The organism is Kribbella sp. CA-294648 (genome assembly GCF_050943845.1).
In the GTDB taxonomy this organism is placed as follows: domain Bacteria; phylum Actinomycetota; class Actinomycetes; order Propionibacteriales; family Kribbellaceae; genus Kribbella.
Map to the genome: position 1 here is coordinate 1,467,795 of NZ_CP191981.1, position 22,042 is coordinate 1,489,836.

Below are 22,042 nucleotides of genomic sequence, written 5' to 3' on the forward strand. Positions count from 1 at the left end.
GAGAGACGCCGTCACAGCTCCAACCATGCAGCGATGGACTCAGGTGCGCCCCACCGCAAGCCCATCAATCTGAACAAGCTTGCCGCTGGAGGCGGAGACGAACTTCAGTGTGCCGCTGAAGAGCGTGCTCTGGACCGGGAGGCCGAGCACGACCTGGCGGTGCGTGGTCGGGTAGGCCAGGTTGACCGTGGTCAGGTGCCGGTTCCCGGCGTACACCGCGACCGATCCGCAGGTCGGGCAGCGGGTGGCGACGAGGAAGAACCGCTTGCCTTGCACGGTCCGGGTCAGGGACTTGCCGTACGCCGTCGTCTGCGTGGTGGTGCCGTAGTAGAACGTCGATCCGGTCGCCCGCGTCCAGCCGGTCGATGCCAAAGCCAACGACCGGTCGTCGAATGGCCGCGAGAAGCACCGGTCGGCACTCCACTGGCCGAGGTTCCCGAACTTGTCCTTGGCCCGCACCGAAACGCAGTACTCGTACCCGGCCGCGACCGCAAGGCTCATCGACGTCGCGGTCGTGTTCGTCCACGGCTGCACGTAATCGCCGTACGGCCCAGCCGAGGTGGCCCGACGGTATTGCACGTCGTACGACGCAACCCCGTTGGGATCCGTGGCCGACACCTTCAATGTCACCGTCGCAGCCACCGAAGACTGGTACGCCGGCCCTGTCATCCGCGCCACCGGCCCCGTCGCGTCGACGGTGATGTTCCGGAACGCCACGGCGCCGGTTCCGTCCGGTGCGGACGCACCGATGACGACCTGGTAGTTCCCTGATGAGAGTTCGGGCGTTGTGAAGGGCGAGGTGCACGCCACGGCCTCCCGGAACGATCCCTTCACCTCGCAACTGAAGGTAGTGCCGGCCGGCAAGGCCGAAGCCTCGAAGGGAATGGAGATGTCAGGCCCCATCAACGCCGGTGTCGGCTTGATCGTCAGGCTCAGCCGCTGCCAGGCCACGTCGGCTCGATTCGTCACGCTCTTCAGGCCGTCGTACAAGAACAGCTGGCCGCCGAGGTCGAAGCCGAGCTGGTAGACGCGCCCGCTGGCCGTCAGCGCCAGGACCCAGTCGCCGCCGAACGGATCCAAGGTGAGCTCACGCACCTCCGCGTCGAGCGTTGGACTCACCCGCTCAGGATCACCGGCCAGTCGAACGGTCGAGCCATGGCCGTAGGCGACCCATCGGCCGTCAGCCGAGACGCGGACCGGCCGGTCGGCCGGCACCTCGGCCTGACCCCGCCACGTGGAGATCCGGGTCCCGCCGGCCGTGGCTTCGATCGTGGCGAGCCGACTCGGGGAAAGGCGGTGGTCGGACACCACCAACGTGCGGGCGTCCGGCATCCAGCTCGGGCTGGACAGCTCGCAGGCGACCTTCGTCGGCGTACCGCCGGTGGCCGCGATCACGTACACGCACGGCCTGTCGTTCTCGGGGGCCTGGAACGCGATGCGGGTGCCGTCAGGCGACCAGGACAGGCGGGTGATCGGCGTCGCGGAGCTCCAGAGTTTCACCGGTACGCCGAGATGGCCGGGGGTGACCTTCTGCGTCCACAGGGTTCGCTCGGTGGTGTTCGTGACGTAGACGAGGGACTGCCCGTCCGGGGAACTGGCAACGGCCTCCTTCGGCTTGACCGAGTTCGGATCTGCCGGGAACGGGACGACGTGTCCGAATTTTTCTGCTGCCGCCAGGTCCCGGCTGTCCGGCTCGCCCTGCGTCACCACGATCTGCTCATTGGTCCGCGGGACGGGCAGACGGGTGCTGACCGGTCCCTCGCCAACTTCGTTGACGACCGAGACGGCGTACTCGGTCCCGGGCTCGGTGGTGGGCTTGGGGACGACGAAGGTACCCTCCGTCGCCTTCTCCGGGAACCACTCGGTCGTCTCCGCGCCGTTCAGGTAGCGATGCAGGTTGTAGCCGAGAACCGCCGTACCGCCTGCTCTCTGCAGCGACCTCCAGCTGACCGTGTGGCCGTTGAACGTCGAGCGCACGTCCACGTTCTGCGCCTCGGCGACATCTACTCCGTAGCCACTGACTGTCACGCTGTGCAGGCCCAAGGCGGTGGAGTCGAAGACCCTCAAAGTGGTCGAGGACGGGCCGACCGACGGCCTGTACCGCACGGTCGCGGTGCACGTCTCGCCCGGCTGCAACGACGAAGGGCAGTTCTCCGGGGCCCCCGGGTCCAGCTCGAACCCTCCGCCGAAGATCGAGAAACCAGTGATCCTGACCGGATCGATGCCCGTGCTCTTGAGGGTGAACGCGGTGCTCGGCATTTCGCCGTGCCTTACCTTGCCGAAGTCGTGTCGTTCCGGCGTGATGGACAGCGCCTGGTAGCCGAGGGCGCTCCGATAGCGGATCTCGTACCACGCGACCGGGTCGGCGCCCTCGCACGTTCCGGCGGCCAGCGAGGCGGCGAAGGTCTCGAGTTGCAGGTCCGGCGTGTAGCTCACGGCGGTGACGCGGAGCGTGGCGGCGGAGGTGCAGCTGCGCTCGCCTTGCGTGAGTGTTACCGCGGTCTGCGACCGCAGGTCGTGGTACCCCGGACCGGCGACGAAGGCCGGCAGCGTCACCTTCAGCGAACCGGCGGTCAACGTCCGGGAGCCGTCGGTGGGCGCGGTGGCCGTGACGGGGCTCGCGATCTCGTTCTTCAGCCAGGTGGGAGGCCCGCCGCGGTTGGCGTCGAGGGCCAGTACGTCGATGTCGCCGACGGCTGGGGCTTCGGTGACTCGGGTGGCTTTGACCTCGGTGCTGGTGGCTGGGTCGGTGCCGGTGGTGGCGACGCGGTAGTCGGCGGTGGTGCCGGCTGGGATGGTCTCGTCGATCCAAGTGGTCGTCGAGGCGGTCAGTGGGCCGCTGAGGTCCTGCCAGTCGGCGGTGGCTTGTTTGCGTTCGACGCGGTAGCCGGAGGCGTCCACGGGGGTCCAGGTGATGCCGATGCCCTGGCGGGTTGGGAAGACCTGGGCGGTTGGGGTGGCGACGGATTCGTCGCCTGAGGCAGCGTGGGCGATGAAGGGGATGGTGAGGGCCGCTAGGGCTGCGGCTAGGGCGGTGCGGAAGAGGGCGGGGCGGGACAGGGCGGGCATGCGGGCGCGGCGCATCGACTCTCCAGTGCAGGTGAATCCGGCTGGCCCCCGAAGGCCGGACAGAAGGGTCAAGGATTACAACGTGGGAGGGGGTGGCCGCAAGTGGGTTGCAGCAACCTGCAGCGGCGTTGGTCGCCTTGTTGTTTTCCGTGTCCGCGTGCTCACTTATAGGTACTAGGCGGCCAGTCGTTTCAAGCCCAGTTGTTTGTGCAGGTTGAGCAGGTGCTGGATGCAGGTGTTCCAGTCGTAGAGCTCGGCTCGTTGGCGGGCTGCGGGTCTGCGGTTCGGCTGGGTCAGCAGGTCCAGTACTGCGTCCGCCAGGGCCGCGGGGGTTGGGTCGGCCCAGCGGCCGCAGGTTTTGTCTACTAGTTCTCGGGCGCCGCCGGTGTTGGCTGTGACTACTGGGGTGCCTGCTGCCAGGGCTTCCAGTACTGCGAGGCCGAAGGTTTCTCCGGGGCAGACGGAGAGGGCTATGTCGGCCTCGGCGAGGTGGCGGGCCAGGTTGACGCGGCCGTCGATGTAGCCGTGAAAGGTGATCGGGGCTGAGCCTGCGATCGCGATCAGCTCGTCCAGGTGGGGGCCGGAGCCGTAGACGTCCATTCGGAGGTTGATGCCGCGGCGGTGGAGTTCGGCTGCGGTGGCTACCGCTAGATGCGGGCTCTTCTCGCGGGACAGGCGGCCGGCGTGGACCAGCTTCAGTACGCCGTCGTCGGTCGGCGTTGCGCGCGATGGGTGGAAGGTCTCGAGGTCGACGCCTAAAGGAATGCGGACTAGTGGTGTGGTCACCTCGTCGAACTCGGCCGCGGCGTAGCGAGAAGTCACCACGACGGCGTCGTACGTGCGGCTCAGCAACTTGTAGAGGGCGCCGACGCCGGCCGCGACGCCTAGTTGGCGACCCGTTCGCAGGGAGAGCATCGCGTCCAGGCGTTCGTGGCTGAACAGCACCGAGCCGATGCCGTTGCGACGCGCCCACCTTGCCACTGGCAACAAAGTGGACTTGTCGGAGATCTCCACGGTGGTCGGCCGGAAGCGTTCCAGGGCGTCGATCACGCGCCAGGGGTCGGTGATCAGCCGGTAGCCGCCACCGACCTTGGGGGCTTTCATCCGCACGATCGTGCCGGCCTCGGTCTCGGTCACGCTGTCGCGTTCGCCGGGTGTGATCAGGATCCGCTCGGCCCCGGCGTCGCGGTATCCCTGGCCGAGATGCTCGATCGCGGTCCGCATCCCGCCCGAGGTCGGCCCGACGAAGTTGGCCAGCTGGGCGATGCGAAGCGACCCGAGCCGGCCGGCCGGGAAGTTGCTCAGGACGGTCATGCGGCCCGCCGCAGGCGCGCAGTACGGGGGGTTTGGTGTGCGACTTCTTCCAAGACTTCTGCGTAGTGCTTATAGACGAGGTCGTCGACCACGGCAGGCCAGGTCCTTGTCTGTACCCGGCGTTGGCCGGCCGCCGCCATCGTGCGGCGCTCGGCTGGGTTGTCCAGCAGGTGCGCGACGGCCTGGCGCAACGAGCCCGCCTTGCCCGGCTCGAAGAGCAGGCCGTTCTCGCCCGGCCGGATCAGGTCGAGCGGTCCGCCCGCGGCCGGTCCGACCGTGACGACCCCTGAGGCCTGCGCCTCCTGGATGGTCTGGCAGAACGTCTCGTGCTCACCCGTGTGCACGAAGATGTCCAGCCCGGCGAAGATGCCGGCCAGGTCGGTACCGCGGCGCATCCCGAGGAAGGTTGCTCCTGGCAACGTGTTTTCCAGGGCGTGGCGGTCCGGGCCGTCGCCGACGACGACCAGGTGACAGTCCAGGCCGGCCAGCTCGGCGAGGCGCTTGACCTTCTTCTCCGCGGCCAGCCGGCCGACGTACCCGACGATCGGTTTGCCGTCCGGGGAGATCTCCCGGCGCCAGCGTTCGTCGCGGTGGGACGGGTCGAAGAGGTCGAGGTTCACGCCGCGGCCCCAGGTGTGCACCCGCGGAACGCCCGCCTGGACGAGTTGCGCGACCGAGGCCGACGACGGCGCCAGTGTCCGGTCGGCGCGCGAGTGGATGCGCCGGATCCACGCCTGGACGCCGCGGTCGGCTTTCGCGAACCACGGGTACTGCCGGGCGAAGGCGGCCAGGTCGGTCTGGAAGACCGCGACGGTCGGCAGCCCGAGCCGGCGCGCGCTGCGCAGCCCGTAGGCGCCGAGGACGAACGGCGACGCGAGATGGACCAGGTCGGGCTGGAAGTCGGCCATCGCCCGCTCGATCGCAGGGTCGGGCAGCCCGACCGGAAACTCCTTGTAGCCAGGGATCCCGAAGCTCCGGGCCCGGATCACCCGGACGCCCTGGTAGCTGTCCGGACCGGGGCCGGCGGCAATGATCAGCAACTGGTGACCCTGGACCAGCAACCGGTCGGCGACGTGGCGAACCGTGTTCGCCACACCATTGATCTGCGGCAGGAAGGACTCGGCGACCATCACTATGCGCACTCTGCGAGGTTCCCGACCCAGCATGAACCCTCGGCGACACTCCCATGACTCCCCGTCGATCGCCCGACGACACCTCCCCAACCACCACCCAACCACCAGGCAACCACCCGGCAACCAGGGAGAGCTCGGCAGACGACGTACGAACGACGCTGCCGCGGTACTACTCGGGGACTTGCCAGACTTCCTCGTTGAAGAGGGTCAGGCGGATCTGCTTGCCGGCAGTCACAGCGAGGTCGACGCGCCAACCGGCCACGTAGGCACTGTGCGAACGGCCGTCGAGATGCAGGGTCACCCAGTCCCGCACAGGGCCGACCGCGCTGCCGCTCAGGTGCCCGAAGACCTGTGCCCTTAGTTGGTCGAAGGTCTTCCGCGTGGTCGCACCGCTCGCGGCGGTGGCGACGAGGTACGTGATGCCCGTATCCGGTCCCGAGAATCTCAGCGCGGTGCCCGGTGGTCCGGCGCAGGTCTCGTTGTCGCCGGTGCAGGTGAACCCGTCGGCGCGCAGCGCGTCGGCCAGCCGCGGCTCGGCGGTGTCGAGGTGGAGCACCGGGACCTTGATCGGGGTGGTGTTCAGCTTCGACGCACTGAGTGAAGGCTTCTGACGATGCATGAAAACTCGATAATTCCCCCAGGACCCCTCTGGAAATCCTCCGAAGCGTTCGAAGCTGTCGGTCACCTTCGGAAGATCAGCGGGGAACACGATCGGGCCGGCACCGTCGGTGAGGGCCCGGAGCACCACACTGGGGTTCTTGGAGCCGGTCACCTTGATGTTCAGGCCGATCACGCTGCCGTCGAGCTGGTGCTGGAAGATCACCTCCGCCGTGGTCTGACTGGATCGCGACCAGGCGAAGCAACCGGTCTGGCCACCGTCCGCGCCGAGGAAGCGGACGCCGCACCCGAGACCGCGCTGAGCCATGGCGTCAGCAAGTGTCCGTGCCTGGCCGGTCAGCTCGCCGCCGGCGGTGACGTCCTCGGCCAGCACGAGCGGGGTAGTGGACGACTCCGCACCAGCCGCCGCGTCGTCCCGCCGGGCGAGGAACGCCACGACCAGGGCGATCACGACCAGTCCGGCGACGAGGCCGCCCGACACGGCCGGCCACAGCCTCCTCCGGGGCGCACGGTCGTCGAAGCCCCCCGGGGGACCCGGTGCGGGGTGGTGGGTCATGCGGGGAACCTTCCCGGTCAGCAAAGAAGCGCGAATCTATCCCACGGGTGTGTCGGCGCACGCCGCCTCGAGTGATAGCAAGATGCAGATCGGGTTGATATCATCTGGTCATGAGACAGCTGCTGCTTCGGGTGCCGGATGACCTGCATGCCAGGTTGACGGCCCGCGCCCAGGAGCGGGGACAGTCGGTCAACGCGCTGGCCACCGAACTCCTGGACCATGTGATCGAGGAAGACCCGGCATCGGTACGACGACGGCTGCGGGCCAAGGCACACCAGCTCGGCGTACTGGCGGAGCCGCACACGCCACGCCGGGTGCTGTCCGCAGCCGACCGGCAAGCCGCGCTCGACTCCGCCCGAGGGCTGGGGCAGGTCGTCGACGGCATCCTGGAAGACGGCCGCTGAGTGATCATCTACGTCGACTCGTCCGTCCTGGTGCGGGCCTACCTACCGGACGAGAACGGGCACACGGCGGCCAACGACCTGTTGATCGGCGAGGACGCCTTGGTGACCTCGACCTGGACAGTCGTGGAGGTCACGAGCGCGCTGACTCGTGCCGCCCGGACCGGTCGTGCGAACCTCGACGACCTGCTGGCCGCGTTCGAGACCGACGTCGCCGTCGACGGTCCCGTCACTCTCCTCCGCCCGGATGCGGTGGCGACCGAAGCGCGCGCGGTCGAGATCGTCCGCGAGTACGCGATCAGATCCCTGGATGCCTTGCATCTGGCCGTCGCCGACCTGGCCGCGATGCCACTGGCGTCTCCGGAGGCCTGTGGCTTCGCAAGCCGGGACACCGCTCAGGCCGAAGCGGCGGCCAAGCTCGGCTTCCTCGTGCTGTAACCGTTGTCGTCCTGGGGCTGTGCTGGAGCCCACACGGGCGACGTGGGCTGGTGCATACCAGTGGTGGGGTGGTTCGGCCTACGGTGGGGGGATGAGTCATCAGACCGAGTCGGGATGGGATTTCGAGCCGGTCTACGGGCCGGAGCGGCTTGCTGGGTTCGATCCTGGGGAGAAACTGGGCGCGCCGGGGGAGTATCCGTTCACCCGGGGTGTCTATCCGACGATGTACACGCAACGGCCGTGGACCATGCGGCAGTACGCCGGGTTCGGGACCGCGGCCGAGTCCAACCAGCGGTACCACCAGCTGATCGACCACGGCACGATGGGGCTGTCGGTGGCGTTCGACCTGCCGACCCAGATGGGGTACGACTCCGACGCGCCGATCGCGCACGGCGAGGTCGGCAAGGTCGGGGTGGCGATCGACTCGATCGACGACATGCGGCTGCTGTTCGACCGGATCCCGCTGGACCAGGTGTCCACGTCGATGACGATCAACGCGCCCGGCTCGGTGCTGCTGCTGCTCTACCAACTGGTCGCGGAGGAGCAGGGCGTCTCCGGTGACAAGCTCACCGGCACGATCCAGAACGACGTACTGAAGGAGTACATCGCCCGCGGCACCTACATCTACCCGCCGAAGGAGTCGCTGCGGCTGATCAGCGACATCTTCGCGTACTGCCAGACCGAGCTGCCGCGCTGGAACACGATCTCGATCTCCGGCTACCACATGGCCGAGGCCGGCGCGACGCCCGCGCAGGAGATCGCCTTCACGCTCGCCGACGGCATCGAATACGTCCGTACTGCGGTCGCCGCCGGCCTCGACGTCGACACGTTCGCCCCGCGCCTCTCCTTCTTCTTCGTCTCCCGGACGACGCTGCTCGAGGAGGTCGCCAAGTTCCGCGCGGCCCGGCGGATCTGGGCGCAGGTGATGCGCGACGAGTTCGGCGCGAAGAACCCCAAGTCGCTGATGCTGCGCTTCCACACCCAGACGGCCGGCGTCCAGCTCACCGCGCAACAGCCCGAGGTCAACCTGGTCCGGGTCGCGATCCAGGGCCTCGCTGCCGTCCTGGGCGGCACCCAGTCACTGCACACCAACTCGTACGACGAAGCGATCGCGCTGCCGACCGAGAAGGCGGCCCGGCTCGCGTTGCGCACCCAGCAGGTGCTCGCGTACGAGACCGATGTCACCGCGACCGTGGACCCGTTCGCCGGCTCGTACGTCGTGGAGTCGCTCACCGACGAGGTCGAGGCGGCTGCGCGCGAACTGATGGAGCGGGTCGAGGAGTTCGGTGGCGCGGTCGGGGCGATCGAGAAGGGTTTCCAGAAACAGGAGATCGAGCGTTCGGCGTACCGGATCGCGCAGGAGATCGACTCGGCCGAGCGGGTCGTCGTCGGGCTGAACAAGTACCGCGTGGCCGAAGAGGAGCCGTACGAGCCGCTCCGGGTGAACCCGGCCATCGAGGCCGAGCAGGTTGCCCGGCTCGCCAAGCTCCGCGCGGAACGCGACCAGGCCGCCGTCGACAAGGCCCTCAACGACCTGCAGAACGCTGCCCGAGGCAACGACAACTGTCTCTACCCGATGAAGGAAGCCCTGCGCGCCCGCGCCACCGTCGGTGAGGTCTGCGACGCCCTCCGCGCGGTCTGGGGCGTCTACGTCCCCGCCGACACGTTCTGACCACAGCCTCGACTGGCCGGCCGAGGCCGGTCAGTCGAGCAGCGCAGTAGCCACCAGTACTCCGGTGCCGAGCGTGATGGCGTCCTCCGAAGCGTCGAAGCCCGGCGTGTGGAGGTCGGCCGCGTCCTCGACACCGGGCGGCGTGACGCCGAGCCGGGCCATCGCGCCGGGGACGTGTTCGAGGTACCAGGCGAAGTCCTCGCCACCCAGGCTCTGGTCGGTCGAGGCGACCGCGTCGCGGCCCATCGTCTGCTCGACGGCGGTGCGGATCACGTTGATCGCTCCGGCGTCGTTCATCACCGGCGGGACGCCATGCGTGACCTCGGTGTCGACCTCCACGCCGAACGGCGACACGAGGTGCTCGGCCAGTGTCGGGATCAGCTCGGCCGCGAGCCGCCAGGCGTTGACGTCCAGGCAGCGCAGCGTCCCCTCGGCCTCGCCGCGAGCCGGGATCGCGTTGGCCGCCGACCCCGCGGTGATCCGGCCCCACACCATCGACATTCCGGCGCGCGGGTCCACGCGGCGGGAGAGGACGGCCGGAAGTTCGGTGACGAGGGTCGCGAGCGCGTAGACGAGGTCGCCGGTGAGGTGCGGACGCGAGGTGTGCCCGCCCGAACCCGACAGGCGGATCAGGATCCGGTCGGCGGCAGCGGTCAGCGCACCGGTCCGCAGCCCGACCTGCCCGACCTGCAGCCGGGGGTCGCAGTGCAGGCCGTAGATCCGGTGCACGCCCTCCAGGCCGCCGGCCGCGATCACGCCGAGCGCACCGCCCGGCATCGACTCCTCCGCGGGCTGGAAGATCAGCCGCACCCGGCGATCGAGCAGACCGTCCCTGGACATACCCGCCAGCACCAGGGCGGCGCCGAGCAGCGCGGCTGTGTGGACGTCATGCCCGCAAGCGTGCGCCGTGCCGTCGATTGTCGAGCGCCACGGCGATTCGACCCCGTCCGGCACGGGCAGCGCGTCGATGTCCGCCCGCAATGCCACGCAGGTGTCACCTGAACCGATGTCGCAGATCAGCCCGGTCCCGGTGGGCAGCACGCGCGGCGAGAGCCCCGCGGCGGTGAGCCGGCGCGCCAGCAGTTCCGTCGTACGGACCTCGTGCCAGCCGAGCTCGGGATGCGCGTGCAGATCCCGGCGAACCGCAATCGCCTCCGCCCGTACCTCGTCGACGCGATTCTCCACGCCGGCCAGCCGTAAGTGCGAAGTCGTCATCCCGGGATGATTGCATACGCCCCGGACACCCGATTCAGCCAGTCACAGTGTGGATGTCGACCTCGTTGCCTTCCGGGTCGGTGAGCGCGCGGAGGCCGGGCCCCTTGTCCGGTAGGTGTTTTCCACCGGCGGCCAGGGCGGTGGCGACCCGGGTTTCGACCTGATCGTGCGGGACGAGAAGCTCGAACCGGAGCCGGTTGCGTTGCTTGCGACGGGCAACGTCGGCCGCGTCGAGCTGCTGGAAGAAGAGGACCGGGCTGAGCCGGCGCGGGTCGTCGATGTCGGACAGGAACTCCCGCGGATCCGGCTGATAACCGAGCAGTGCCTGCCAGAACGCCCGTACTGCGGGGATGTCGACCGCGTCGATGCCGAACTGGACGAAGCGCAGGTTGGTGGTGTCCGCCGTGAGGTCGAGCTCGTGGGCCGCGGTTTGGATCTCGGCTGCCAGCCGGGCGAAGCGCGGTACGTCGTACTCCCACTCGTCTTTGCCGCTGTCGATCGTGACGCCGGCCGGGCGGAGGTCGACCAAGAGCGGAACGCCGGCCGCGTCGGCCAGGGTGGCAACTGCCGTGGCCAACGCGCTTGCCTGAGTAGGTGAGGTGGTGGGATAGAAGGTCATCGCGCCGAAGAGGGTGCGCCAGTCGGAGGTGTCCGGGGATTCGGTGAGGTTGCCGCCGGGGACCAGGTCGACCTCGTTCTTCTCGGAGTCCGCGAGGGTGAGTCCGTTGACCCCGTACGCCTCGAGCCCGAGCGCGCTCTTCACGGCCGTCACCGCCTCCGCCGGCCGCACGACGTCAACGTGAATCCGATGACGCAGCGGCCGCGCGTCCTCCAGTCGACGAAAGGAAACAGCCGGATCCCGCCGCACAGGATCGCCGAGCGAGCCACCCACCGATTCATAAGCAAGCACGGTCTGCCAGAAGGACCGCACCTCGCCAAGATCAGCTGCATCGAAGGCAAACCGCAGCGTCTGCAGCACCGACGGATCCGCAACCAGCCCAAGCTCCCCGGCCAGCCCCGAAATCTCCCGCGCCAGCTCCGGTGAAGACAGCCGCACTCGTACGCCGGTGGCGCGCAGCTCCAGGTCTGGTAAGCCGTTACCGTCGGTCAGGTCGGTGATCCGGCCGATCAGTTCGGCGCCGGCGCTCTGCGAGGTCGCCTCGAACCACGCGGTCAGGCGGTCGTCGACCACTCGCCAGTCGTCCAGCCCGTCCGAAGTACCGTCCCGCTCCCATTCGGTCATGGGCCCAGATTAGGGTGCTTCCCGGACTGATCCCGTCCGCAAAACGATGCCACGACAGGCGGCAGCGATCACGCTGTGTGACGAAGGGGCATCGGTCGGCAGAGTTTTCGTTGCAATGCTTCTCCCGCCGATTACTTTCCGGTATCGAGGCCCTTTCACCGTTCAAAGAAGGCCGGACTCGCACCTATAGTCTGCGGATGCGGCACCTGGGAAGGCGTGCCGGCGACAGATCTTGGTCAACGAAGGGGACATCCGGTGAAGAAGTACGTGCGGGGACTGGCGATCGTGAGCGTGCTGACGCTCGCCATCGCCGCTTGTGGCAGCAAGCCGGCTGAGGACACTGCCGGTGGCAGCGCCAACAAGGACTTCAAGGCCTGCATGGTCTCCGACTCGGGTGGGTTCGACGACAAGTCGTTCAACCAGACGTCGTACGCGGGCCTCCAGGCCGCGGTCAAGGCGAAGGGCCTGACCGAGCAGAAGGCCGAGTCGAAGTCGGACAACGACTACCCGACCAACATGACCGCGATGGTCTCGGCCGGCTGCAAGGTCATCATCGCCGTCGGCTTCAAGCTGCAGGACGCCACCGACAAGGCGGCCAAGGCGAACCCGGACGTCAAGTTCGCGATCGTCGACTCGGCTCCGGCCGCGCCGATCCCGAACGTCAAGCCGCTGGCCTTCAACACCGCCCAGTCCAGCTTCCAGGCCGGGTACGTGGCCGCCGCGATGTCCAAGAGCGGCAAGGTCGGCACCTTCGGTGGCATCAAGATCCCGCCGGTGACCATCTTCATGGACGGTTTCGCCGAGGGCGTGCGCTACTACAACAAGCAGAAGTCGAAGAACGTGGCCGTGCTGGGCTGGGACGACGCCAAGCAGGAGGGCCTGTTCACCGGTAGCTTCGAGGACAAGGCGAAGGGCCAGAACACCGGCCAGAACCTGATCACCCAGGGCGCCGACATCATCTTCCCGGTGGCCGGTCCGGCCGGTCTGGGCGGTCTGCAGGCGGCCAAGGCCAGCAACGGCAAGGTCAACGCGATCTGGGTCGACACCGACGGCTGCGAGAGCGCCGCGGAGTACTGCTCGGTGCTGGTCACCAGCGTCAAGAAGGGCATGGACGTCGCCGTCCAGGACGCGGTCGTCTCCGTGGTCGACAACAAGTTCGACAACAAGCAGTTCATCGGCACGCTGGAGAACGGTGGCACCGGGCTGGCCCCGTTCCACGAGTTCGACAGCAAGGTCCCGGCCGAGCTGAAGACCGAGCTGGACCAGATCAAGGCCGACATCATCGCCGGCAAGATCACGCTGGAGTCGAAGGCACAGCCCAAGGCGTCCTGATTCACCACTGCAACACGTAGTACGGTGCGAGCCAGGAAGGCAGGGACCACCAAGGTCCACCGCCTTCCTGGCTCGCCTTACGAAGGCTGACGAAGGGGGCATGCCCGCATGCATCTAGAGCTCTCGGGGCTGACGAAGAGTTTCGGCTCCCTGGTCGCCAACGACCGGATCGACCTGGTGATCGAGCCCGGTGAGATCCACTGCCTGCTCGGCGAGAACGGGGCCGGCAAGTCCACCCTGATGAACATGCTCTACGGGCTGCTCCAGCCCGACTCGGGCGAGATCGTGATCGACGGCGAGAAGGTCGCGATCACCTCGCCGAGCGACGCGATCAGGCACGGCATCGGCATGGTGCACCAGCACTTCATGCTGGTCCCGGTGTTCACCGTGGCCGAGAACATCATGCTCGGCCGGGAGAACACCCACGCCGGCGGCGTGCTGGACCGCAAGAAGGCGAACGCCCTGGTCACCGAGCTGTCCGAGCGGTACGGCTTCGAGGTCGACCCCGAGGCGCTGGTCGAGGACATCCCGGTCGGCGTCCAGCAGCGGGTCGAGATCATCAAGGCGCTCACCAACGACGCCAAGGTGCTGATCCTGGACGAGCCGACCGCGGTGCTCACCCCCGCGGAGATCGACGAGCTGATCGCGGTGATGCGCCAGCTCAAGGAGAGCGGCACCTCGATCGTCTTCATCACCCACAAACTCAAAGAGGTCAAGGCGATCGCGGACAAGATCACCGTGATCCGCCGCGGCAAGGTGGTCGGCCAGGCCGAGCCGTCCGCCTCCGAGGAAGAACTGGCCGAGCTGATGGTCGGCCGCGCCGTCGACCTGGTGGTCGACAAGGAGCCGGCCCAGCCGGGCGACCCGGTACTACGGATCGAAGGCCTCACCGTGATCGACGAGCGTGGGTTCGCCGCCGTCGACGGGGTGGACCTGGAGGTCCGGGCCGGCGAGATCCTCGCAGTCGCCGGTGTCCAGGGCAACGGTCAGACCGAGCTGGCCGAGGCGCTGCTCGGGCTGATCCCGATCGCGGCCGGCCGGGTCTCACTGGACGGCAAGGACCTGACCGGGGTGTCCACCCGGCAGCGGCTCGACGCCGGCATCGGGTACGTCCCGGAGGACCGCGGGCACGACGGTTTCGTCGGCCCGTTCAGCGTCGCCGAGAACCTGGTCCTCGACCTGTTCCGGCAGGAGCCGTTCGGCAACGGCCTCCGGTTGCGCACCGACCAGATCGAGAAGAACGCGAACGAGCGGATCGAGGAGTTCGACATCCGCACCCAGGGAGCCGACCTGCCGGTGTCATCGCTGTCCGGCGGCAACCAGCAGAAGGTGGTGCTGGCGCGGGAGCTGTCCCGGCCGCTGAAACTGCTGGTCGCCTCGCAGCCGACCCGCGGCGTCGACGTCGGCTCGATCGAGTTCCTGCACACCCGGATCGTGCGCGAGCGCGACCGGGGCACCGCCGTCTTGATCGTGTCCACCGAACTCGACGAGATCGCCGCACTGTCCGACCGGGTCGCGGTGATGTACCGCGGCAAGGTGGTCGGCGTCGTACCGTCCGACACGCCTCGCGACGAGCTCGGCCTGATGATGGCCGGCGCGTCCCGGACCGAGGCGCACGAAGTCGCGATCGAGAACCCGACCACGTTGGGAACCATCTAGATGAGTAACGACACCACCGTCGAGCCGGAGCAGGCGCCACCGGCCGCACCGGCCAAGCAGCGGCGGCTCTCCAGCCTGCCGAGCTGGGCGGTCCAGGGGCTGGTCTCGCTGAGCGCGATCCTGCTGGCGCTGCTGGTCGGTGCCGTCTTGATCATCATCGGCGACGACGAGGTGAAGGCTGCGGTCACGTACTTCGGTGCGGCGCCGGGCGACACCTTCTCGGCCGCGTTCAGTGCCGTCGGCAACGCTTACAAAGCACTCGTGGTCGGTGCCGTCGGCGGGATCACCCCGATCACCGAGTCGCTGACCCAGGCGACCCCGCTGATCTGCGGCGGCCTGGCCGTCTCGCTGGCGTTCCGGACCGGACTGTTCAACATCGGTGCCCAGGGCCAGCTCATCGTCGGCGCGATCCTGGCCGCCTGGGTCGGGTTCACCCTGCACCTGCCGCCCGGGATCCACCTGCTCGTCGCGATCCTGGCCGGTCTGCTCGGTGGCGCGGTGTGGGGCGGCATCGTCGGGTTGCTGAAGGCACGCACCGGCGCGCACGAGGTGATCGTCACGATCATGCTCAACTACGTCGCCATCTACCTGCTCCAGTGGTTGCTGACGACAACGACCTTCAAGCGGCCCGGTCGCGAGGACCCGATCAGCCCGATCGTGGACGCGAACGCGCAGTACCCGCAGTTCGGCAGCACCCGGCTGCACATCGGCTTCCTGCTGGCGTTGCTGGCGGCCGGTTTCGTCTGGTGGCTGCTGAACCGCTCGACCGTCGGCTTCGAGCTGCGTGCGGTCGGCGCCAACGCCGACGCCTCCCGTACTGCGGGTATGTCGGTCGGTCGCGCCTACTTCATCGCAATGCTGGTCGCCGGAGCATTGGCCGGTCTAGCCGGCACCCAGCAGGTGCTCGGTACCGACCTGCCGCTGACGGATGGTGTTGCCGCTACGGTCGGCTTCGATGCGATCACGGTCGCACTGCTCGGCCGCGGTACGCCGCTCGGTACCGTGCTGGCCGGTCTGCTCTTCGGCGCCCTCAACGCGGGCGGCCTGCAGATGCAGCTGCAAACCCAGACGCCGTTGACCCTGACCACCGTGCTGCAGGCGCTGATCGTGCTCTTCGTCGCCGCACCCGCGCTGGTGCGTTCGATCTTCCGGTTCCTGCCGAAGGAACGCGGCGCCGGTGCCGTCCTCGCGAAAGGCTGGAACGGATGAGCGAGTCGACTACGACCGCCGAGACGCCGCGACCGCCGGCTCCGGCTGCGATCGAGGCGCCGGCCGAGCGGACCCGGCGGTTGCGGGTCGGCGGGCTGATGGTGGTCTTCGCCCTGATCGGGCTGATCCTGGCGATCGCGACCAAGGGTGGCAAGGCAACCTTCCAGCTGACCTCGGGCGACCTGGAGAACAACCTCGTCGGCGTACCTGCTCAACCGGTGGCGATCCTGCTCGGCGGGCTCGGAGTACTGGCTGCCGTGGCTTATGTGCTGCGCCGGATTCCGACGAAGTACAGCGGCTGGCTGGCCGCGGTACTGGGGATCTGTTTCATCGGGGCGTTCCTGTGCTGGGCGGCGGCGGGCAAGACGTTCCCGTTGGCGAACCAGTTCCAGGGCACGCTGAACTTCGCGACCCCGCTGATCCTCGGCGCGCTGGCCGGTGTGCTGTGTGAGCGCGCTGGTGTCATCAACATCGCGATCGAGGGACAGTTCCTGGTCGGCGCGTTCACGGCCGCTGTTGTTGCCAGTACTACGGGCAGCGCGGTCGCGGCGCTCGTGGCGGCGGCGCTGACCGGCGTACTGATGGCTTCGCTGCTGGCTGTGTTCTCCATCAAGTATCTGGTCAACCAGGTCGTCCTCGGCGTCGTGCTGGTGGTCTTTGCCTCGGGTATCACGGGGTATCTGTTCGACCAGTTCCTGCAAGAGGACTCCGCGAACCTGAACACGCCGGACGTGCTGTCGGCGGTCAAGATCCCGCTGCTGGGCGACATCCCGTTCGTCGGGCCGATCCTGTTCCAGCAGACCGTGCTGGTTTACCTGACCTACCTCGCGGTCGCGGTGGTCACCTTCGTGCTCTTCCAGACCCGCTGGGGTCTGCGGGTCCGCGCGGTCGGCGAGCACCCGAAGGCGGCGGACACGGTCGGCATCCGGGTGAAGCGGATCCGGTACTCCGCGGTCCTGTGGGCGGGCGTGCTGGCCGGCCTCGGCGGCGCGTTCTTCACCGTGGGGTACGCCGGTTCGTTCGCCAAGGGGATGACCGCGGGCAACGGCTTCATCGCCCTGGCCGCACTCATCATGGGTCGCTGGCACCCGATCGGTGCGATGGTCGCGGCCCTCTTCTTCGGCTTCGCCACCCAGCTGCAGTCCCAGCTCCAGATCATCCAGACCCCGATCCCCGGCGAACTGTTGCTGATGGCCCCCTACCTGGCCACCATCATCGCCGTAGCCGGCCTGGTCGGCCGAGTCCGGGCCCCGAAGGCCGACGGCGAGCCTTACGTCACCGAGTAGGTCGTGTGATGGGGGATGCTGGTGAAGTGGATGTTGATGTGAACGTGGACTGGGAGAAGCTCCGCGAGGCTGCTGTTGGAGCTATGCGGCGAGCCTATGCGCCCTACTCTGGATTCCCCGTAGGGGCGGCAGCGCTGGTGGACGACGGGCGGATCGTTGCTGGGTGCAACGTGGAGAACGCGTCGTACGGGCTGACGTTGTGTGCCGAGTGCGGGCTGGTTTCCGAGTTGCACGCGAGCGGCGGCGGGCGGCTGGTGGCGTTCACCTGCGTGGATCACCACGAGCAGCTCCTCACCCCGTGCGGCCGCTGCCGCCAACTCCTGCACGAACATGGTGGGCCGGGTCTGCTGATCGAGTCCACCACCGGCAGCCGCCCCCTGCGCGAGCTGCTGCCCGAGGCATTCGGGCCCGAGAGAATGGACGATTGAGTGAGTTTCGACGCGGTCGACGTGATCCGCACCAAGCGGGACAAGGGCGAGCTGACCGACGGGCAGATCGACTGGGTGATCGACGCCTACACCAAGGGCGCGGTCGCCGACGAGCAGATGTCCTCGCTGGCGATGGCGATCCTGCTGAACGGGATGAACCGTCGCGAGATCGCCCGCTGGACCGCCGCGATGATCGCCTCGGGCGAGCGGATGGACTTCGCCAAGCTCTCCCGGCCGACCGCGGACAAGCACTCGACCGGCGGTGTCGGCGACAAGATCACCCTCCCGCTCGCCCCGCTGGTGGCGGCCTGCGGCGTCGCCGTACCGCAGCTGTCCGGCCGCGGCCTCGGTCACACCGGCGGCACGCTCGACAAGCTCGAGTCGATCCCCGGCTGGCGGGCGGCGCTGTCGAACGACGAGATGATGCGGCAGCTCGAGGACGTCGGCGCGGTGATCTGCGCGGCCGGTGACGGCCTGGCGCCGGCCGACAAGAAGCTCTACGCGCTGCGGGACGTGACCGGCACGGTCGAGGCGATCCCGCTGATCGCCAGCTCGATCATGAGCAAGAAGATTGCCGAGGGCACTGGTGCCTTGGTGCTGGACGTCAAGGTCGGCACCGGCGCATTCATGAAGGACCTCGCCGACGCCCGCGAGCTGGCCGAGACGATGGTTGCGCTGGGCACCGACGCCGGGGTGAAGACCGTTGCCCTGCTCACCGAAATGTCGGTACCGCTCGGCCTGACCGCCGGAAACGCCTTGGAGGTCAGGGAGTCCGTCGAGGTACTGGCCGGCGGCGGCCCGGCCGATGTGGTCGAACTGACCGTAGCCCTGGCCACCGAAATGCTCGCCGCCGCGGGCGTCACCGACGTCGACCCGGCCGAGAAGCTGCGGGACGGTACTGCGATGGACGCCTGGCGCCGGATGATCTCGGCCCAGGGTGGCGACCCCGACGCCGAGCTCCCGGTGGCGCCGGAACAGCACGTCGTCAAGGCCTCTGCGACCGGCGTGCTGTCAACGCTCGATGCCCTGGCGGTAGGTGTCGCGGCCTGGCGCCTCGGTGCCGGCCGGGCCCGCAAGGAGGACCCGGTCTCCCCGGTCGCGGGAGTCGAGCTCCACGCCAAGCCGGGCGACCAGGTCACCAAGGGCCAGCCGTTGCTGACCCTCCACGCCGACGAAGCCACCCGCTTCGAGCGCGCCCTGGAGTCCCTCACCGATGCGATCGGGATCTCCGACTCCTACACCCCGACCCCCTTGGTGATCGACCGCGTCACCGCCTGATCCCGCAGTACGGCGGTCCCGGCGCCGGCCGTCAGCCGGAGTTGGTGGTCAGGCGGGCTTGTTGCAGGCGGATCATCGTGGCGGCGAGCTTGGTGTCGGGCGTCGGTGGCTTGTCGATGGTGCCGGTCTGGCTGACCGTGACCTCGGCGACCATCGCGCCGACCGTGATGCTCGCCTCGGCGACGGCCTCGAACTTCCCGGTCACCCCGTCGACCTCGGTCCGCGCATCGGTCAGCGCACCAGGCAGCCCCGGTACGGCGAACGGCGCGCCGTGTTCGTCCTGACTCCAGAACCCCTTCTGCAGATCCTGCGCCTTGGCCTTGGACCTCGTCTTGAACAGCTGAACGGTGACCCGCTTGCGCCGATCCGGGCTGAGCCGGAACGTCCGGTACCCGTCCGTGCACCCCGCGTTCAGCAGCAAGGCCAGATCCTTGGCGGGTGAGGCGGACAGGACGTCGACGAAGCCCTGCCGGGTGAACGGCCCGTTCAGCTGCCTCGGGTCGTCAGATGACCCCTTCAGGAATCCACTCGGAGCAACGGCCAACCCAGCCAGCGCGTTCGCCGCGGCCGGGGTGGGCGTCGCAGCTTTCGCCGTTGGAGGGACGGCGGCTTCGACCGGCGTGGTGAGGGCGTCGCTCCCGCAGCCGGTCAGTGCCGCCAGCCCGGCGAACAGCACAGCGGCAACACCGGGTGCGGCTCGCCTCACGATTCCTCCGCAGTTCAGGGGACTACCGGGCAGAGCCCACCAGATGGAGGTGAACGCCAGGCAACGGGCGTTTGTACACAGGGGAGTTCCCTCCGCGCGGGTGGGCAGGTGGGCCCGCGCAGAGGGAACGAACGGTCAGTAGCGGGTGCTGATGGTCACGCCGCTACAGGCCGTCGCGCCGTACAGGCTGATGTAGTGGTAGCCGGCCGGCGGATTGGTGACGGTGACCGACTCGGCGTTGCCGGTAGTGGTCGACCGTTGGGTGTAGGCGCTGGTAGTCGCCCAGCGGACCCTGTTGTGGTAGAGATCGCAGTTGCCGGTGCCGCCGCTGCTGGTGATCCGCAGTTGAGCTGTGCCGGCCGGTAGGTGGATGTAGAAGTAGTCGTAGTTACCGGCGGTCGTGCCCCGGTTGCTGCGCTGGCAGTTCTTGCCCAGTACGCGGGCGTCGCTCGCGGTGCACTCGGGCAAGGTCGTGCCGCCACCGCTTCCACAGTTCCCGGCCGCGCACGCGGACAGCCAGCTGTACCAGTCGGCGTCGTACCGGCTGCCGATCGTGGTTCGGAGATAGCTCGCGGCTGCGTTCCAGTTCCCTGACCTGTAGTAGTTGAGGACGGTGGTTACGTCGCTGCGGTGCGACTGCAGCATGTAGCGGACCGCCAGGTAGCCCCAGCGGTAGACCCGCGTGGTGTCGTGGCTGTAGGTGGTGCCGAACAGTGTGCTGAGGGCGTAGGTCTTGCGGCCGGCCTCGGTGATCGCGGCCGCGTAGGTCTCGTTGCGGTAGGAGTACGAGACGTGCTCGGCGAAGCCCTCGATCCACCAGATCGTCGGGGTGCTGACGTTCGAGTTGAAGTCGCCGTGCAGGTTGAAGCGACCGTCGAGGTAGTGCGTGTACTCGTGGTTGAGGTTCCAGACCGCGAAGGTCGGGCGCAGCCACTCGGCCTCGTAGGCAATGAATCTGGCCTGGTTGCCTGCTGCGGCCGGGTTGCCCTCCAGATACATGCCGCCGTTGTTGGTGTCGATGCCCCACATCGCGCCGGCGTAGGTCTGATAGTCGGTACTGGAGTTGTAGACCACCACCTCGAGGCTGGTGTTGCGGTCGTTGGCGACGGGGCCTGGGTCGGCCACGATGCCGTGGAAGTACGCGTCCTGGTTGGACAGGCTGGTGCAGCTCGATGACAGTTGGGCAGCGGTCATCTCCTGGGCCCGGATGCGCAAGGTGGTGCTGCAGGTGTGATTGATCGGCAGGATTGCGGCGGCCAGTCTGGCTTGCAGGTTGCACGTGTCGTAGTACGAGCAGTTGGCCTTGTCGTAGAAGTCCGTCAGCTCGGCGATGCCGACCCACAGCGGCGCTGTCGGGCCTTGAATTGAGCTCTGCCCGAGTAGGCCCTTCGCGAGGGGGCGCACCTTGGGTAGCAGGGCGGAGTACTGGAGGAAGCGGCTGAGTTCGCGACCGGCGTTGGAGGTCAGGTAGCTGTGCTCGCCGGACAGGAGGTCCTTGTGGCTGGATGCGAAGCTGTACAGGGTGTCGATCACGCTGGGGTCGGACTGCACTGCCGCCACGAACTCCGGGACCTGATGGCCGCGGAACAAGACGGTGTAGACGTTGTTGACCGCGTTCACCATCCACCACGACGTGTTGTACGAATTGTTGTAGCCGGCAAGCATCCGCTTGACGACGGACAGGTAGCGGGCGTTCTGTGCCGAGCTGTCGATCAGGGTGATCGCCTCGGCGAGGGTCTCGCCGTTGGCATCGCTGACTTCGAAGGCACGCGAGTTGCCGAAGAAGCTGTCCAGGCCCGACTGGATGGCGGTGCGCAGGGTCGGACCGTAGGTGCCTACCGTGGACGGGTTGTACCACTGGACGTAGTACCCGGCCCGAAGGTACAGCGTGAGTTGCGCAGTACCGGTCGTGTTGTTTCCCGGGTACGCCGTGCCGTTGTCGCGCAGCCCGTAGGCGACGCTGGCCATCTGGGCCTCGCGGAACGCGGAGTACGCGTTGGTCCCGGTGAGGCTGAAGAGGGTGTTCACGCAGTCTGTTGTCGACGCCTTGATGTGGCTGACCAGAGCGGCGCCGGTGCGGCTGGTGAAGTCTGCGATGTTGCAGGCCGCTGCGGTGGTCTTGCGGTACTGCATGGAGGGCCGCGGTTTGGGGGTTGCCTTGCCGGGTTCGTCGTAGTCACGACGGAGCTCGTCCTTCGAGGCGGGCAGGGGCGGCCGCTTGCTCGCGGGCAGGCTGGCATCGGTGACGTGCGCCGGCTCGTCGCCGGGGGGTGCCAGCCATTCGACGCCATTGGGGCCGCTGGGGCCGTTTTGAGCGGCTGCGGGTACGGCGGGGGTGGGCTTGGCTGCTTGGGAGGGACCGGTGCTGAAGCCCAGGGCGGTCATGGCGATGGCGGCCGTGAGGGCGGTGGCCGCGGCCGGTCGGCGGAACAGCGGTAATCGTGGGGATCTCATGGTTTGTCCTCCGGGGGCGGGGCACGCGGGC

General features: G+C 68.1%; 17 protein-coding genes. 9 read left to right on the plus strand and 8 right to left on the minus strand.

Going from position 1 to position 22,042, the window contains the following annotated elements; genetic code table 11:
* Positions 1-39: 39 nt before the first annotated feature.
* The 4 genes from ACQPYM_RS07180 to ACQPYM_RS07195 form a co-directional block, all read right to left on the minus strand.
* Complete coding sequence (locus tag ACQPYM_RS07180; protein WP_433016727.1) at positions 40-3,084, minus strand: hypothetical protein; 3,045 nt, start codon at positions 3,082-3,084, stop codon at positions 40-42.
* A gap of 159 nt (positions 3,085-3,243) precedes the next feature.
* The gene (locus tag ACQPYM_RS07185) at positions 3,244-4,383 is read right to left on the minus strand and encodes a glycosyltransferase (RefSeq protein ID WP_433016730.1); all 1,140 of its coding nucleotides are present in this window, start codon (positions 4,381-4,383) and stop codon (positions 3,244-3,246) included.
* The gene (locus tag ACQPYM_RS07190) at positions 4,380-5,525 is read right to left on the minus strand and encodes a glycosyltransferase family 4 protein (RefSeq protein ID WP_433016733.1); all 1,146 of its coding nucleotides are present in this window, start codon (positions 5,523-5,525) and stop codon (positions 4,380-4,382) included. The genes ACQPYM_RS07185 and ACQPYM_RS07190 overlap by 4 nt, the downstream gene beginning before the upstream one ends.
* A gap of 160 nt (positions 5,526-5,685) precedes the next feature.
* Positions 5,686-6,615, minus strand: coding sequence for a hypothetical protein (locus ACQPYM_RS07195; RefSeq protein ID WP_433016736.1), 930 nt, complete (start codon positions 6,613-6,615; stop codon positions 5,686-5,688).
* A gap of 185 nt (positions 6,616-6,800) precedes the next feature.
* Between ACQPYM_RS07195 and ACQPYM_RS07200 the strand changes: the two genes are divergently transcribed.
* The 3 genes from ACQPYM_RS07200 to ACQPYM_RS07210 all read left to right on the plus strand — a co-directional run bounded on the left by ACQPYM_RS07200 (position 6,801) and on the right by ACQPYM_RS07210 (position 9,201).
* The gene (locus ACQPYM_RS07200) at positions 6,801-7,094 is read left to right on the plus strand and encodes a toxin-antitoxin system HicB family antitoxin (RefSeq protein ID WP_433016739.1); all 294 of its coding nucleotides are present in this window, start codon (positions 6,801-6,803) and stop codon (positions 7,092-7,094) included.
* Positions 7,095-7,529, plus strand: a complete 435-nt coding sequence (locus ACQPYM_RS07205) for a type II toxin-antitoxin system VapC family toxin (protein ID WP_433016742.1) — start codon at positions 7,095-7,097, stop codon at positions 7,527-7,529.
* Between the two features lie 91 nt (positions 7,530-7,620).
* A complete protein-coding gene (locus ACQPYM_RS07210; RefSeq protein WP_433016745.1) occupies positions 7,621-9,201 on the plus strand; it encodes an acyl-CoA mutase large subunit family protein in 1,581 nt (526 codons plus the stop codon).
* Between the two features lie 30 nt (positions 9,202-9,231).
* On the opposite strand, the gene ACQPYM_RS07215 is transcribed toward ACQPYM_RS07210, so the two are convergent.
* Complete coding sequence (locus ACQPYM_RS07215; RefSeq protein ID WP_433016748.1) at positions 9,232-10,416, minus strand: amidohydrolase; 1,185 nt, start codon at positions 10,414-10,416, stop codon at positions 9,232-9,234.
* Positions 10,417-10,450: 34 nt separating this feature from the next.
* Entirely contained in the window at positions 10,451-11,659 is a 1,209-nt protein-coding gene (locus ACQPYM_RS07220; RefSeq protein WP_433016751.1) for a VOC family protein, read from the minus strand.
* Positions 11,660-11,914: 255 nt separating this feature from the next.
* On the opposite strand from ACQPYM_RS07220, the gene ACQPYM_RS07225 reads away from it, so the two are divergent.
* The 6 genes from ACQPYM_RS07225 to ACQPYM_RS07250 all read left to right on the plus strand — a co-directional run bounded on the left by ACQPYM_RS07225 (position 11,915) and on the right by ACQPYM_RS07250 (position 18,851).
* Positions 11,915-12,991: a BMP family lipoprotein gene (locus tag ACQPYM_RS07225; RefSeq protein ID WP_433016754.1), complete on the plus strand. Its 1,077-nt coding sequence runs from the start codon at positions 11,915-11,917 to the stop codon at positions 12,989-12,991.
* Positions 12,992-13,099: 108 nt separating this feature from the next.
* Entirely contained in the window at positions 13,100-14,650 is a 1,551-nt protein-coding gene (locus ACQPYM_RS07230; protein WP_433016757.1) for an ABC transporter ATP-binding protein, read from the plus strand.
* On the plus strand, positions 14,651-15,859 hold the full coding sequence (locus tag ACQPYM_RS07235; RefSeq protein WP_433016761.1) for an ABC transporter permease: 1,209 nt from the start codon (positions 14,651-14,653) through the stop codon (positions 15,857-15,859).
* The gene (locus tag ACQPYM_RS07240) at positions 15,856-17,145 is read left to right on the plus strand and encodes an ABC transporter permease (RefSeq protein WP_433016764.1); all 1,290 of its coding nucleotides are present in this window, start codon (positions 15,856-15,858) and stop codon (positions 17,143-17,145) included. Before ACQPYM_RS07235 ends, ACQPYM_RS07240 begins: the two co-directional genes overlap by 4 nt.
* A gap of 38 nt (positions 17,146-17,183) precedes the next feature.
* Positions 17,184-17,573, plus strand: a complete 390-nt coding sequence (locus ACQPYM_RS07245; RefSeq protein WP_433023201.1) for a cytidine deaminase — start codon at positions 17,184-17,186, stop codon at positions 17,571-17,573.
* A complete protein-coding gene (locus ACQPYM_RS07250) occupies positions 17,574-18,851 on the plus strand; it encodes a thymidine phosphorylase (RefSeq protein ID WP_433016767.1) in 1,278 nt (425 codons plus the stop codon).
* A 31-nt stretch (positions 18,852-18,882) separates the two neighbouring features.
* Here the strand turns inward: ACQPYM_RS07250 and ACQPYM_RS07255 are convergent, their stop codons facing one another.
* Together ACQPYM_RS07255 and ACQPYM_RS07260 are read right to left on the minus strand one after the other, a co-directional pair.
* The gene (locus ACQPYM_RS07255) at positions 18,883-19,557 is read right to left on the minus strand and encodes a hypothetical protein (protein ID WP_433016770.1); all 675 of its coding nucleotides are present in this window, start codon (positions 19,555-19,557) and stop codon (positions 18,883-18,885) included.
* Positions 19,558-19,692: 135 nt separating this feature from the next.
* Positions 19,693-22,011, minus strand: a complete 2,319-nt coding sequence (locus ACQPYM_RS07260) for a M9 family metallopeptidase (protein WP_433016773.1) — start codon at positions 22,009-22,011, stop codon at positions 19,693-19,695.
* Positions 22,012-22,042 lie beyond the last annotated feature (31 nt).

Excerpts from the sequence above, each read along its gene's own strand:
- ACQPYM_RS07260 (WP_433016773.1), bottom strand. The coding sequence starts at position 22,011 with ATGAGATCCCCACGATTACCGCTGTTCCGCCGACCGGCCGCGGCCACC.
- ACQPYM_RS07235 (WP_433016761.1), top strand. The coding sequence starts at position 14,651 with ATGAGTAACGACACCACCGTCGAGCCGGAGCAGGCGCCACCGGCCGCA.
- ACQPYM_RS07240 (WP_433016764.1), top strand. The coding sequence starts at position 15,856 with ATGAGCGAGTCGACTACGACCGCCGAGACGCCGCGACCGCCGGCTCCG.
- ACQPYM_RS07185 (WP_433016730.1), bottom strand. The coding sequence starts at position 4,383 with ATGACCGTCCTGAGCAACTTCCCGGCCGGCCGGCTCGGGTCGCTTCGC.
- ACQPYM_RS07220 (WP_433016751.1), bottom strand. The coding sequence starts at position 11,659 with ATGACCGAATGGGAGCGGGACGGTACTTCGGACGGGCTGGACGACTGG.
- ACQPYM_RS07215 (WP_433016748.1), bottom strand. The coding sequence starts at position 10,416 with ATGACGACTTCGCACTTACGGCTGGCCGGCGTGGAGAATCGCGTCGAC.
- ACQPYM_RS07180 (WP_433016727.1), bottom strand. The coding sequence starts at position 3,084 with ATGCGCCGCGCCCGCATGCCCGCCCTGTCCCGCCCCGCCCTCTTCCGC.
- ACQPYM_RS07200 (WP_433016739.1), top strand. The coding sequence starts at position 6,801 with ATGAGACAGCTGCTGCTTCGGGTGCCGGATGACCTGCATGCCAGGTTG.
- ACQPYM_RS07230 (WP_433016757.1), top strand. The coding sequence starts at position 13,100 with ATGCATCTAGAGCTCTCGGGGCTGACGAAGAGTTTCGGCTCCCTGGTC.
- ACQPYM_RS07210 (WP_433016745.1), top strand. The coding sequence starts at position 7,621 with ATGAGTCATCAGACCGAGTCGGGATGGGATTTCGAGCCGGTCTACGGG.